We start from the raw sequence: 13881 nt of genomic DNA, 5'->3' as shown, positions 1-13881 counted from the left end.
AGATCGAATCATAAAACCAAGCAGAACCTGCGGAAATTGGGTTAACGATAAATGAAATAAGAGAATAGATGCTTCTATCTATATTTACAGAACGAAAGGACTAGAAAGAATATTTTTTATTGAGTTTTTTTTAAAGTCTGCCATTGGACTAAAACTCACTTCGTAAAATAGGGTGATATGCTGCTTCGCGTTGAAGCACCTCACCAATTCAGTATACAATCCCAAAGAATAAAGCAGCCTCCTTATTCTTTGGAATCAAACCAGATTAGTCTAATTTTTCCTCAATGGAAGCAACGACGTCCTTATACTAATAATAGCTCTTCTTATTACAAATATGTTGGTACCTTTTCCTTCACATCACAATCCACATAAATGCAACCGTACTGATATCGAAAAGGTAACCTAAGACTATCTTCTCTTTCAATTGTGCATGTTCTGTTTTCCATAAAGCATTTGGGCATCTATCTTGTCATATCTAATCGGTTGAACTTTCTTTTGCGTCCTCATTATATTTTTTTATTCAAAAGTGCTGCAAGTGCGATTTTCATGAATGGTTGCGACGTTGAACTTCGGCGTTTAGATATTTCATTGTTTCTCCAAGAATTTTTATTTATTTGATTCACTCTATGTTTATGTTCATTCACTTTGGACTCAACTGTAAAATGGTGCATCATAGAAATCCCTCCAACATTTTCTAATTATAACCTTACCCTTATTATAAGATTCCAATATTTAGCTAAAAAGTGTAAAATAAAAATTATTATTATCACGTTTTTTCTGGAGGATATTATGAGGCTAGAAGAACATTACTTAATATTGCGCGTTAAATATTCTGTATTTTCTGAATGTTACCCCTTCAATCTAACCATCCACGAAGTGGCTGATTTGTTAGCTTGCTCGGAACGGAATGCAAAGCTTATTATGAAAAATATGAAGGAACTAGGATGGATTACTTGGGAAGTATTTAAAGGGCGAGGAAAGAAACCATTGCTCACCTTCTTGTATTCGAAATCAGAAATGGAGCATTTTCTCGTTAAAGATTTAATTCAACAAGGGAAATATACAGAAGTCATCGAGAAGCTCAATAAATATGATTTACATATTCAAGAGGAATTGGAACATTTTTTAGAAGGTTATTTTGGATTATCGTTAGAGCAGGAACAGAATAGTCAAGCTGAAATTGATGTATTAAGATGTCCCATTCGGCAAAAAGTGAAGAGTATAGATCCGTTAAAAAGTCTTACGAGACAAGAGCATGAGATCACGCAACACCTTTTTGATTCTTTGTTTACGTTTGACTATGAATCTCAAAGCATTCAACCTCATATTTGCTTTCATTGGGAACATTCTGAGGACGGAACCGAGTGGTTTTTATATATAAGAAAAGGGGTTTACTTTCATCATGGGAGATGTGTAGATGCCCACGACGTAAAATTTACGATCGAACATTTAAGTGAAACAAATGATTATAAAGATAGGAATGAATCGGTCCATTATAAAGAAATCACTGTGATCAATAAATACGCACTAAAAATTACACTAAACCAACCTAACTATTTATTATTAAATGAACTATGTAGTAGGCGAACCTCAATCTTACCTAAAGAGTGGAAAGAATACGTGCTTGAAAAAAATACTCCTATTGGTACGGGTCCTTATAAAGTACTCAAATGGAGTGAAGAAAGAATTATTCTCGTCGCTCATGAGCACTATTTTCAAATGAGGCCACATATTGACCGAATTGAATTGATTTACGTCAATCAAAACTACCAAACCGACTCACTTTTATTTAGTTATCCTGATATGTATCATGAAGGTGCCCATTGGAAACCAATTTATCAAACTCCCAACGGTGCCTCCTACTTATCAATTAATACAAGCAAACCTGGCATACACAACCACCCCGCGATTAAAAAGGCATTATATCGAATTATTTGGAATTGTAAGAATCATGCAACAGATGAACTGACACGACCTGCTTATCACTTTTTATATGAACAACATTCTGAGCTAGGAGCCGGCCCTCCCCTTTATGATACTAACATGATTGAACAGTTATTAACCGAAGCAGACTATCAAGGGGAAGTCTTAAACTTGGTTGTCCCCTATGTGGATATAGAAAAGAAAAAAGACCCTCTAGTTGAAAAAATCATAAGTTTTTGTAGAGTTTATGGCATTCACTTAGAAGTACAATCCATGTCGATTTCGGATCTCCTGATGGAACAACATCGTAATACAGCCGATATCATTTTGGTTGGCGTTATCGTGGAAGAAGATATTGTCCTTTCACTTACCCGCATATTTAGTAGTCCGCTAGGTTTTATATGCAACACGATGGCTGAAAAAGAACAACAAGACCTATTTTCCAAATTAGACCAAATCACAACGATCCCTAAACGGGAAGACCAGCTCAAAGCCATCCTTGCCATTGAACAACATTTAATCGACAGTAACAAAGTACTATTAATCCACCACAATACCTTTCAATTATTTTATAACGAAAAAAAGTCAATGGAAGGAATCAACTTATTTCAAACTGGAGGAATTAATTATAGTAAGGTATGGTATAAGAGAAGAAGGTAGTTGAAGATTACCGATAGATAGTGCGGGCCTGTTCTTTAATATCTCGTGATTTCTTTACCTCTTTCTATTAAGAAGCTTTCTATTTTTAATTATTTGTCATACCATTAATCAAAGTCCTAATGTAAAGGGAATATTCTTCACATTAGGACTTATATCTCTCATATATAGTTGCTTAATCTTCAATTTCAATCCCAATTTTACCGAATTGTATTGCTTCGTCTATACGTTTTAAAGCTTCTGCTGTTTCTGTTATTGGGAACACTTGATCGATGACTGGTTTTACTTTGTGTTTTTCTACAAATTTCAACATCTCTTTGAATTCATCTTGACTTCCCATTGTCGTTCCTAAAATTGAAATTTGTCGATAAAAAATTTCAAAAAGATTAACATTTAAATTATATCCTGAAGTTCCCCCGAAACTTGCAAGTCTTCCACCATCTTCAAGGAGTTCTAATGATTTATTGAATGTTGCTTCGCCAATACTTTCAATGACAACATTAATTTTTTCTTCTTTAAGTTCTTCTTCCCAGTCTGTGTTTGAATTAATCGTAACATCTGCACCAAGCTTTTTCGCCATTTCGAGTTTCGCTTCTGATCTGGAGCTAACAACTACTCGGTTACCTAGAGCTTTTGCAAAAAGTAATACAAACGTTATGGTTCCACTTCCGATTCCTGGCAAGAATACAGTTTCATTTGGTTGAATATTCGCTTTTGTTATTAGGGCACGATAAGCAGTCAAAGCGGATAAAGGAAGCACTCCTGCTTCCGCCCAACTTAAATGGGCTGGCTTTAATTCTATATTTTCTGAGGAAATGACGATTTTTTGTGCGAGAGTACCCGTATGGTTTCCACCTAATATTTCAAAACCTTGTGGAGCCCCATCACTTTTTTCTTTCCATCTCAAGCTTGGATTGATAACCACTTCATCTCCAACTTTAAACCCCTTAACGTCAGTACCAATTTCTTCTATTACACCAGCACCATCTGACCCTATGATAAGTGGTGGATCTCCTTCGTTCTGTCTTCCTAATACGAATAAATCACGGTGATTTAAACCAGCATATTTTAATTTCACTTTCACTTCATTTTCGCCGATTCTAGGGTCCTCGATTTCTTCATAAGAACCTACCTGGTCTCGATTCGTTACACGATGATAAAATACTTTCATTTTTCACACCTCACCTTTAAATTAGTTAGTATTTGTTTGTTCTTCCTCAGATGCATAAAATTTAAAAAAGCCTCTTTTCTTGTGAAAATTCCGAATAACGATGAAAAGGATTTCCAAGTTTACAAATAGAAATGCAACTGGGATAACAAACAGAATGTGATAGTAAGGATAGATTCTTCCACCTGCTGTAAAGGAAGAACCAGATGCCGCACCGCTAATCGCAAACTTCATTGAATAGTAAATCACGAACGCAAATAAGATAAATTCAAAGATTAACAAAGCATTAGCCGTGATAAATTTCATTTTCCCTTGAGACTTGTCGATTAAAAGCTCCATTCTCGGAAGGATACCGCTGCCGTACACAAGGGCTAAGCCTGGAATGACGGCAAGAGGCATTAAGTAATATTGTATAAACTCAATACTTCCATTTATAGAGCCAGAAAGGAAATTTCGACTGAATACATCCGCCACAATGAATAACATCATCGCAAAAATACTAATTCCACATATAACAATCCCGAAAGACTTGATAGATTGAAAAACATTATAGATTTTCTCAAGCATTTTCATTTTTAAATCACCCCATCTGCAAAATTATCTCATTAAGTTAGGTAACCATAGTGCAAGATCTGGAAAGGCAATCATCGCTCCCCCTACGACTATCGACGCCACAATGGCGAAAATTAACGTAAATCTAAATATGGAGTCGGATGATAATCCACTTGCCCCTGATACAGCATAAACACTAATACCAACTGGTGGGGTGATTAACCCAATGGTTCCAATAACGGAAACGAAAACACCAAACCATAATGGATCAACACCTAAAGCATTAACAATCGGAATAACAACAGGAGTTGTCATTAAAATAACAGCAGCCCCTTCTATAAACATGAATAAGAAGAAGTAAATAATTAGTAGAACACCTAACACAATCGCTGGATAAGCCATTATCGGCTCGATAACTTCTATTAATCTTCTAGGGATTAAAGATAGTGAAATGAAACGACCGAATACTTTCGCACCAATAAGAATTAACATAACCATAACCGAGATTTTTACGGTTTCACGAATGGACGTCATCACAAATCTTTTATTGACCTTTCCTAATACGAGAGCACAAAGGAAAGCAACAAACGCCCCAACAGCACCCGCCTCAGTAGGTGTAACAAACCCCATATAAATACCACCGAAAATGACACCAACAATAATAACGGCAACGGATGTAATGATAATCAACCGAGTGAGTGGAATGGTTATATTTTCTGTCAGGTCATTTGATTGGACTAAGTTCCGCTTATTCCAAGAGGATTTCATTAAAAAGTACATTACTACAATAAAAACAATAGTTGTTAGGACCCCTGGTAAAATAGCACCAATAAATAATTGGCCAATCGGTGTTTCTGTTGCAATTCCATAAATAATTAATGTAATACTTGGAGGAATAATACTAGACAAAGATCCACCCGTAGCCGCAATGGCTCCAGAAAGTGCTGGACTAAATCCTTTTTTTGTTAATTCAGGTACGGCAACTTGTCCCAATGCTGCAGAAGAAGCCGTTCCCGAACCTGATACAGCTCCTAAAAATCCACCCGCTACAATCGTTAGTCCTCCTAGAAAGCTACCACTTCCACGTGACAAGCGATGTACTATATTAAAGTAGTCTTTGACAATATCAGTCTGTAAGATAAATTGGGCCATTAATACAAATAATGGAATAGTAGATAATGAATAGGTAGCAACACTATGATAAGCTTGATTACCTAGTAAACCTTCTAGTATTCCAAAACCATCTAAAAGGATCAACCCAATAACCCCTGAAGCAAGTAAAACCGAATGAATATATAAACCAAATAGTAATAGTACAATAAATAATATTAATACTACGATAATAGTAGCTACAGCATCCACTTTAAGTCACCACCAAACGTTTATTTATTAACCTTCAATCAATTTGAGAAAATGAATCGATACTAAGTCATTTATTTAGGCTCTTTTCTCAAGAATTGTTGCTATTTGCTTTTGGACCGTAAGCAGCTTTGAAAATAAAATAGCCGTTCAGACAAATGAATTTGTCTAGAAAAGGCTATTTTATTTTCAAAAAACGGTCCAAAAGCAACACAGTTTACGAAAACAGCCTTTATTTAATTTTTTTTCACCTAGTTTAATTCTATATTGTGGCATTCAACGAGTTAGCACTATGTATTGTGGTGCTATAGAACCTTATTATTAATTTCATTTATCCCCGCCATAATTTACTATTATAGTAAGTGTAGCGGGGATAAAATATTTTAATAGTCTTCTAAATTCATTAACTCATCAGGTACATCCCCACCAGCCTCGATTAAGAGGTCACGCCATAGGATGGCAATTTCTTTACCAGGGTTGCCGTTGCTTTCTAAGAAATCAATATAGTCATACCACGTTTTAACATTGGCTTCTGTGATATGCTGTTGAACATCTTCTGGTAAGTCAAGGAATGAAATAAACTGGCCGCCAGCTTCTTCAACATTATACGCTCTTGTTTCTTCTGCACGCGTTACCCATTCTTGAATTCCATTTTCGTACATTTCTTGCTGAGCTTGGTTCATCGCATCTTGTACATTACTTGGTAAGCTATCCCAAGTTTCTTGTGTCATCGCAAATACACCGTTGGAAGACCCTAAGAATAAATCATCAATTGTGTATGTTAATAAATCTTGGAAACCTGCACCTGTCCAGTCCGCAACGGTATGGAAGATCCCTTCAAATGCACCACGATTTAATGCGTCGAAAGCTTCAACGATATTCATCGATACACTGTTTACACCCATGTTTTTCGCCATAAGTTCAAATAAAAGGTTTGGTGTACGCATAGAAATTCCTTTTACATCATCTACTGAATTGAACTCATGACCTGTTGTTGAAATCGAATAGACTGCACCAGCATTCAGCGCCCATGTCTTAAATCCATTATCTCCATAATGAGACTCATAGTAAGTTTTACCAGTATCACCTAACGCAACATCACTTTCCATTAATTTGTTTAATGCATCACCACTAATGAACTCATCTGTAAAACTAACTGGTAAGAATGTAATTGATGATGCTGGGAATAAATTTTCATGATAGAAAGGAATTAAGATCGCAACATCAGCCGTTCCATTCTTCAAAGCATCTGGCTCCTGAACGACTTCAACTAACTCTCCACCTGCAAAGCCTTCAAATTGAACTTGTCCGTCTGTTAACTCTTCAACGCGGTCCATCCAAGGAACCATAAATCCTTGCCACCAACCATGCTGTTCACTTAATCCAGTCGCTACACGAAGTTTAATTGTTTCACCTGTATTTGCTGCTTCTCCACTATCATTGCCTTCATTAGATGCCCCTTCAGAATTTGAAGGTTCAGATCCACCTCCACTACAAGCTGCTACCATCAATACAAATAATGATACAAACATTAAAATGATCAGATTTTTTTTCATCTACTCATGCCCCCACTTATAATTTTTTATTGTTACATTACATCGTGTGTAATGGTTTTCCTGTAGCCAAAAGAGCCACTTCCTTGATAATTTCCGATAATGACGGGTGTGGGTGAATAATAGAAGCTAAATCTTCAATCGTACTCTCTAAACTCATCACACTCGTTACATCGGCAATCAATTCATTTACATGTTCACCAACGATCGAGAAACCTAATATTTCACCATACTTCTCATCGACAGTGATTTTGGCTATCCCTTCAGCCTTACCTAAACCGTTAATTAATGCTTTACCATTTCCTTGCAAAGAAGCGGTATAGACGCCTACTTGGTCATATCTTTCTCGCGCTTGTTGTTCGGTTAAGCCTACGGAACTAATTTCTGGAGACGTAAAGACTGAGCGTGGTGTATATTTGTCATTAAACTCAACTTTGTTTCCAGCAATATTTTCCGCGGCGACTACCCCTTCTTCATAAGCGACATGTGCTAATTGCCAACCTCCAGCAATGTCTCCAACGGCATAAATATGCTCTGCGTTGGTCTGCATCTGTTGATTCACCTTGATGAAGCCCTTGTCGGTTTCAACACTCGTATTTTCAAGCTTCAACGTATCTGCGTTACTTGTTCTGCCAGCAGCGAGCAGCACTTTTTCTGAAGATATTGAAACTTGATTTCCATCTTGATCGACAGATAGTGTCACATCATTCTCTGATTTACTAGCCGATTCAACCTTCGCATTAAAATAGAATTTTACTTTGCGTTTTTTCAATGCTTTTATTAGATGATTGACAACATCTTGATCTTCATTGATTAAGGCATGAGGAGCTACTTCAACTACGGATACCTCAACCCCTAATTGTGAAAAAATACTCGCAAATTCCATTCCAATAACACCAGCACCAACGATTGTTAGCGATTTTGGCAGCTCACTCCAACTTAACACATCAGTACTCGAAACAATTCGGTCTCCATCAAATGGAATGATGATTTCAGCAGGTCGTGTACCTGCCGCAATTATGAAACGACTTGCTTCAACTTCTAGTGACTCTGTTTCAGTTACAACCTTTATTTTATGTTCTGAAACAAACTCCGCTGTACCGTTAATCACTTCGACACCAGCATGTGTTAGTAACGCATTGACTCCCCCAGTTAGTTTTTTTACAACTTTTTGTTTACTTTTTTGGAATTTGTCCATGTTAAGGCCGTTATAAGTGACATCAACACCAATATTTGCAAGGTGGTTCAGTTTTTGTTTGGAATTTGCAAATTCCACCATAAATTTCGTCGGAATACAACCGACATTTAAACACGTTCCACCAAGCTGTGCTTTTTCGATTAAAAGTGTTTTTAACCCTAATTGTGCAGCCCTTATTGCTGCAGCATAACCCCCTGGGCCGCCACCAATAACAACAGTTTGCCAATTTGTTTCCACGTTGTTCTCTCCTCTCTCTTATTCAACTATTTATTTAACCAAAAGTAATTTGGGGTTACCCATAATATGACTAAATGCTTTTTGGAATTCTCCAGCAGTCGCGCCATCAATTAAACGATGGTCGAAAGTTAAGCTATATCCAAGCATGTCACCGACGATAATTTCACGGTTTTCATTAACAATCGGTTTCTCTTTTATTTTCCCAATTCCTAAGATGGCCACTTCAGGTTGGTTCAAAATAGGTGTGGAGAAATATCCACCATAACTACCAACATTGGTAATCGTAAATGTTCCACCTGAAATATCATCGGAGGTAAGCTTTCCATGTCTTGCGCGATCCACTAATTCAGTGAATTGACTCGCAATTTCATTCAGTGATAATTGGTCGACTTGTTTGATGACTGGGACGACTAATCCATCATCTACCGATACGGCAAATCCAATATTTATCGTTTCCCAGTGGATAATTTCTTGATCCGTTATGCTGGAATTAAATACAGGATGCTCTTTTAAGATAATGGAAACTGCTTTGATAAATAAATGGTTGAACGATATCTTGTATCCTAAGTGATCCGCAAGTTCTTCATTTAATTCATCTCTAAACTGCACGAGTTTGCTAACATTAATTTCATTAATGTCTGTTAGTTGCGCAGTGGTTTGGAGACTCGCCATCATATGTTTAGCAATGTTTTTTCGCATTCCTTTTAAAGGTTTTCTTTCCGCCACTCGTTTCAACTCTGTTGTTTCCATTGCAGTTTCTGTTACAGGTTCTGCTGCGGGTTCTGGTAGGGTTGTCGGTTGCTCGGTCGGGACGTTTTCAACCTTATTTGCAATCGCTTTTAGAACATCTTGCTTGACAATTGCTCCTGAAGGACCACTCCCATTAATAGTGGATAAATCAATTCCATTTTCTCTTGCGATTGCTTTAGCTAGAGGGGTAGACCTCACTTTTCTATTCAGTTGGGCAATTTTGCAATTACTTGATCGTTTAGTACATTCAGAAGAAGTGCCATCCACCTCTAACTCTTGCTGTTTTTCTGCTATCGGTTCGGTTGCCTTCTCTGACTCAATTACTGGACCATCATTTAGTTGATCGTATTCATCTTGAGTCTGAGCAATTTTTGCAACAACAGCCCCAACATTATACTCTTCGCCTTCATTACCTATAAGGTTAACAAACCCGGAAACTGGTGACTCAATTTCATAGGTGACTTTTTCCGTTTGGATATTAAGGAGGACATCACCTTGTTCTACTTGACTTCCTTCATCAATATTCCACTGGTCAATTAATGCACTTGTCATTTCAACCCCGATTTTGGGTATTTTCAGTTCAGTAGCCATTGTTCTTCCCACCTTTTAGTGACACATCTCTTTTGCTTCTTTAATAATTTTCTCGACTGTTGGAAAATGCGCATCTTCGGCCGCTCCTAAAGGAATTGGGGTAAAGGCACCTGCAACCCGTCTAATAGGAGCATCTAGATCATAAATTAATTCTTCAGAAATCATACTGGATACTTCGGCACCAAAACCGCTTTCTTTCGTTGCTTCGTAAACAATCATTACCCGGTTTGTCTTTTGAACCGATTTAAATATCGTTTCTTGATCGATAGGAACCAATGTTCTTAAGTCTACTACCTCTACATCAATCCCTTCTTCAGCCAAAGCTTCGGCTGCTTCTAAAGACTGATGGACGGTTTTTCCGTACGAAATAATCGTTAAGTCTGAACCTTCTCTTTTGACATCGGCTTTCCCTAAAGGAACGACGTACTCCTCATCGGGTACTTCACCTTTTACGCTAAATAAACCTTTATGTTCGATAAATACAACGGGATTATCATCTCTTATTGCTGATTTTAGTAACCCTTTCACATCATATGGAGTTGAAGGATACACAACTTTTAATCCTGGAATATGTGTAAACCAGCTTTCTAAACTCTGAGAATGATGGATACCTGCTTTAAACCCACCCCCAGCTAGAGTTCTAACTACCATTGGGACTTTGATTTTTCCGTTAGATACATAATGAGTTTTTGCTGCTTGATTAGCCAATTCTTCTATAGCAAGTGACATAAAATCCATGTACATAATTTCAACGACTGGGCGATGGCCAATCATTGCTGCCCCAACGGCTAGCCCTGTTATACCTTCTTCACTTATCGGACTATCTTTCACTCTCCATCCACCATATCTATCGTAAAGTCCTCTTGTTAAGCCAAATACACCACCAGATTGTCCGATATCTTGTCCAATCAAAAATACTTTATCATCTCGAGCTAGCTCTTCATCAAGTGCTTGTGTAATTGCCCATCTAAAGTTCAATTTTCCCATTACAATTATTCCATCCTTTCATTTGCTGTTTATGCATAGACATTTTTAAAAGTATCTGATGCTTTTGGATGTTCAGACTTTAACGCAAACTCAATTGCTTCTTCCATATGTTGATTGACTCGATTTTCAATCGCTTCAATTTCTAATTCTTCGATGCCAGAATCATTAACTAATTCAGCTCGAAAAACAATTAAAGGATCTCTTTTCTCCCATTCGATCTTTTCTTTGTTATCTCGATATTTCATCGGATCCCCTTCGTAATGGCCATCTAATCGATACGTTTTTGCCTCAACTAAAGTTGGACCTTCGCCACTTCTAGCTTTATCAATAGCCTTTTTAAATGTGTGATAAGATTCAATAGGATTAAAACCATCTGTAATTACGCCTTCTACACCATATCCAGCTGCACGACCAGCAACATCCTCAACGTTCATATGTAAATGAACTGGAGTAAATTCAACAAATCTATTATTCTCGCAAACAAATACAATAGGTAATGACCATAACGCTGCCATATTCATAGCTTCGTGGAATGAACCTCTATTGCTTCCGCCTTCACCAAAATTACAGATAACCACATTGTTATTGCCTTCTAACTTATTTACATAAGCAATACCTAAGGCAATTGGCATGTTACTACCTAAAACTCCAGTTGGACCATATATTTTGGTTTCTACATCCATAATGTGTAATTCTCCACCAAGGCCGCCACAAACGCCTGTTGTTTTACCCATGATCTCTGCCAATATTGATTTAGCGGATAATCCCTTAGCTAAAAAGGCAGGGCGGTCACGATGGTGTGGAACTAAATAATCATTTTCATTCATCGCCATTGCAAGTGAAACACCAATAGCCTCATGTCCTTTATTAGAATGAATCCATCCAACAACCTTGTTGTCAGCAAACAACCCTTGCAATTCATCCTCAAAACGTCTTGATAAATATAGTTTTTCATAGAGATCGAGCTTAAATTCTTTTGTTATGTTTTTGCTCAAAGGTTACAACTCCTTTCATTATAAAAGCCATTACGCCATGACAATTCCGCCATCTACATTCAAAATTTGCCCCGTCATATAAATACTCAAATCCGATGCTAAAAATAATGCTACTTTTCCAACATCTTCAGGATTTCCAATTCTTTGAAGTGGAATTTTTGAAAAATAATCCTGTTTCGCTTCACTTTTCATTCCAGCGATCATTTGGGTTTCAATGACTCCAGGTGCAATCGCGTTCACATTTATTCCTTTTGGTCCCAACTCCTTAGCGACTGATCGTGTCAATGAAATGACTCCACCTTTTGATGCGGCGTAATGTGACTGAAATAAATTTGAGCCTGCTACACCTGCCATTGAAGCGATATTAATAATTTTACCTCGTCCTAATTCGACCATGTGTAACGAGGCGTGGCGGATGATATTATACGTTCCGTTCAAATTAACCTTAACTATTCTATTAAAATCCTCTTCTTCTAATTGAAAAATAGGTGTATTTAATCCCGCTATACCAGCAGCATTAACAACAATTTCTGGAGTTGCATGATTTAATGCAATATCATCTATTACTGTCTTAACTGCGTTATAATCAGTTATATCTAATGGAATGACTTTCGCTAATTCCTGATTAGGTAAATTGTTTAGAACATCATTAAGTCCCTTTTCATCTCTATCTATTAAATAGACAAACGCATTTTCTTGATTTAGATACTGAGCTATGCTACCACCGATTCCGCCACCTGCACCCGTCACTAGTGCGACTTTTCCTTTAACACCAAATTCCATTCACCTATCTCCTCCAATGTTTAGAAACATCTAAATCTTCAGTTAATTAATAGCGTAGTTTTACTTTTTAAAGGTAGTTCAATTTAATCATTGTAGATTAACACTTTAGCTCCATCTCTAGCTTCGCAAATCTTAAACGCTTCCTCCCAGCGACTTAGAGGATAGCGATGCGTGATAATTTTCTCTAAATCTTCGCCTGACGAATTTAAGATTTCCATCACTTTATCCCACGTAGCTAGCCCATGTCCCATCGAACCTTTGATGACGAGTTGCTTGTATAACACCGTATCTATATCAACGGTAATCTCTTTCCCGATTAGGCCGACCTGAAGAAATGTCCCTGTTTTTTTCAATACATCCAGTCCGCTTCTGACCGCGTTGGCACTACCTGAGCATTCAACAACGAAATGGACACCAAGGCCAGCAGTTTCCTATTTTACAACCGCCTGTAAATCTTCCGTTAATACATCAGTTGTTCTAGCACAGCCAATTTCTTTTGCGATATTCAAACGCTCTTGATCTTGTTTCGTTCCTGCTACTAATACTTTACAGCCCTTCTTCACTAAAACATATACCGCCAATAATCCAATCGGTCCCGGCCCTGATACTAAGACTACATCATCTTTTGTAATTGAACCTAATTCTTCAATCGGCTGTGTGACAACGGCCAATGGCTCAGACATCGCAGCAACCTCATAGGAGATATGGTCTGGCAGTTTATAACACATGTCCTCTCTAGCAACTACGTACTTGGCAAACCCGCCATTCACATGGAGTCCCATTCCTTGTCTTTCAGGACAAAGTGTATATAAACCTTTGTCACAATACTCACAGTTTTGACACGTATGCACATTCGATGGTAAAACGGCAACGCGGTCACCAACGCTAATCGTTTTTACATCTTTACCAACTTCTACAACTACACCTGACATCTCGTGGCCGATAATAATCGAATCGGTTACTTCAAACTCATTATGGTGAATGTGAAGATCAGTCCCGCAAATGCCAGTAAACTTAATCTCTACTTTTACCCCATTATCGTGACACCTTGGTTCTTCGACATCCAATAATTGGAGACGATCTCCTTGTTTTACTAAGCCATTCATTGACAACGTCACCCCATTTAAA

The 13881-nt window shown here is 37.5% G+C and carries 11 protein-coding genes and 1 pseudogene; 1 reads left to right on the top strand and 11 read right to left on the bottom strand.

The window, feature by feature from the left end; genetic code table 11:
- Nucleotides 1-789: 789 nt before the first annotated feature.
- On the top strand, nt 790-2583 hold the full coding sequence (locus tag BK574_RS04490; RefSeq protein WP_078427684.1) for an ABC transporter substrate-binding protein: 1794 nt from the start codon (nt 790-792) through the stop codon (nt 2581-2583).
- Between the two features lie 172 nt (nt 2584-2755).
- Here BK574_RS04490 and BK574_RS04485 read toward each other — a convergent pair whose 3' ends face one another.
- The 11 genes and pseudogenes from BK574_RS04485 to BK574_RS04440 form a co-directional block, all read right to left on the bottom strand.
- A complete protein-coding gene (locus BK574_RS04485; RefSeq protein WP_078427683.1) occupies nt 2756-3751 on the bottom strand; it encodes a zinc-binding dehydrogenase in 996 nt (331 codons plus the stop codon).
- Between the two features lie 21 nt (nt 3752-3772).
- On the bottom strand, nt 3773-4321 hold the full coding sequence (locus BK574_RS04480) for a TRAP transporter small permease (protein ID WP_078427682.1): 549 nt from the start codon (nt 4319-4321) through the stop codon (nt 3773-3775).
- A 24-nt stretch (nt 4322-4345) separates the two neighbouring features.
- Nucleotides 4346-5662, bottom strand: coding sequence for a TRAP transporter large permease (locus BK574_RS04475; protein ID WP_078427681.1), 1317 nt, complete (start codon nt 5660-5662; stop codon nt 4346-4348).
- A gap of 380 nt (nt 5663-6042) precedes the next feature.
- Nucleotides 6043-7215 carry a TRAP transporter substrate-binding protein DctP gene (gene dctP / locus BK574_RS04470; protein WP_078427680.1) on the bottom strand — a complete coding sequence of 391 codons (1173 nt, stop codon included), beginning with the start codon at nt 7213-7215 and terminating at the stop codon, nt 6043-6045.
- A gap of 37 nt (nt 7216-7252) precedes the next feature.
- Nucleotides 7253-8647, bottom strand: a complete 1395-nt coding sequence (lpdA, locus tag BK574_RS04465; protein WP_078427679.1) for a dihydrolipoyl dehydrogenase — start codon at nt 8645-8647, stop codon at nt 7253-7255.
- 30 nt (nt 8648-8677) lie between these two features.
- A complete protein-coding gene (locus BK574_RS04460; RefSeq protein ID WP_078427678.1) occupies nt 8678-9988 on the bottom strand; it encodes a dihydrolipoamide acetyltransferase family protein in 1311 nt (436 codons plus the stop codon).
- A 15-nt stretch (nt 9989-10003) separates the two neighbouring features.
- Nucleotides 10004-10975: an alpha-ketoacid dehydrogenase subunit beta gene (locus BK574_RS04455; protein WP_078427677.1), complete on the bottom strand. Its 972-nt coding sequence runs from the start codon at nt 10973-10975 to the stop codon at nt 10004-10006.
- 29 nt (nt 10976-11004) lie between these two features.
- Complete coding sequence (locus tag BK574_RS04450; RefSeq protein ID WP_078427676.1) at nt 11005-11970, bottom strand: thiamine pyrophosphate-dependent dehydrogenase E1 component subunit alpha; 966 nt, start codon at nt 11968-11970, stop codon at nt 11005-11007.
- Between the two features lie 30 nt (nt 11971-12000).
- On the bottom strand, nt 12001-12753 hold the full coding sequence (locus tag BK574_RS04445; protein ID WP_078427675.1) for an SDR family oxidoreductase: 753 nt from the start codon (nt 12751-12753) through the stop codon (nt 12001-12003).
- Between the two features lie 83 nt (nt 12754-12836).
- A pseudogene (locus BK574_RS28250) lies at nt 12837-13169 on the bottom strand (zinc-binding dehydrogenase); the annotation flags it as partial.
- Between the two features lie 15 nt (nt 13170-13184).
- Nucleotides 13185-13859, bottom strand: a complete 675-nt coding sequence (locus tag BK574_RS04440) for an alcohol dehydrogenase catalytic domain-containing protein (protein WP_238457949.1) — start codon at nt 13857-13859, stop codon at nt 13185-13187.
- Between the last annotated feature and the right edge of the window lie 22 nt (nt 13860-13881).

It is taken from the genome of Alkalihalobacterium alkalinitrilicum (assembly GCF_002019605.1).
GTDB classification, from domain to species: Bacteria; Bacillota; Bacilli; order Bacillales; family Bacillaceae_F; genus Alkalihalobacterium; species Alkalihalobacterium alkalinitrilicum.
This window is presented reverse-complemented; position numbering and strand designations above follow the sequence as displayed.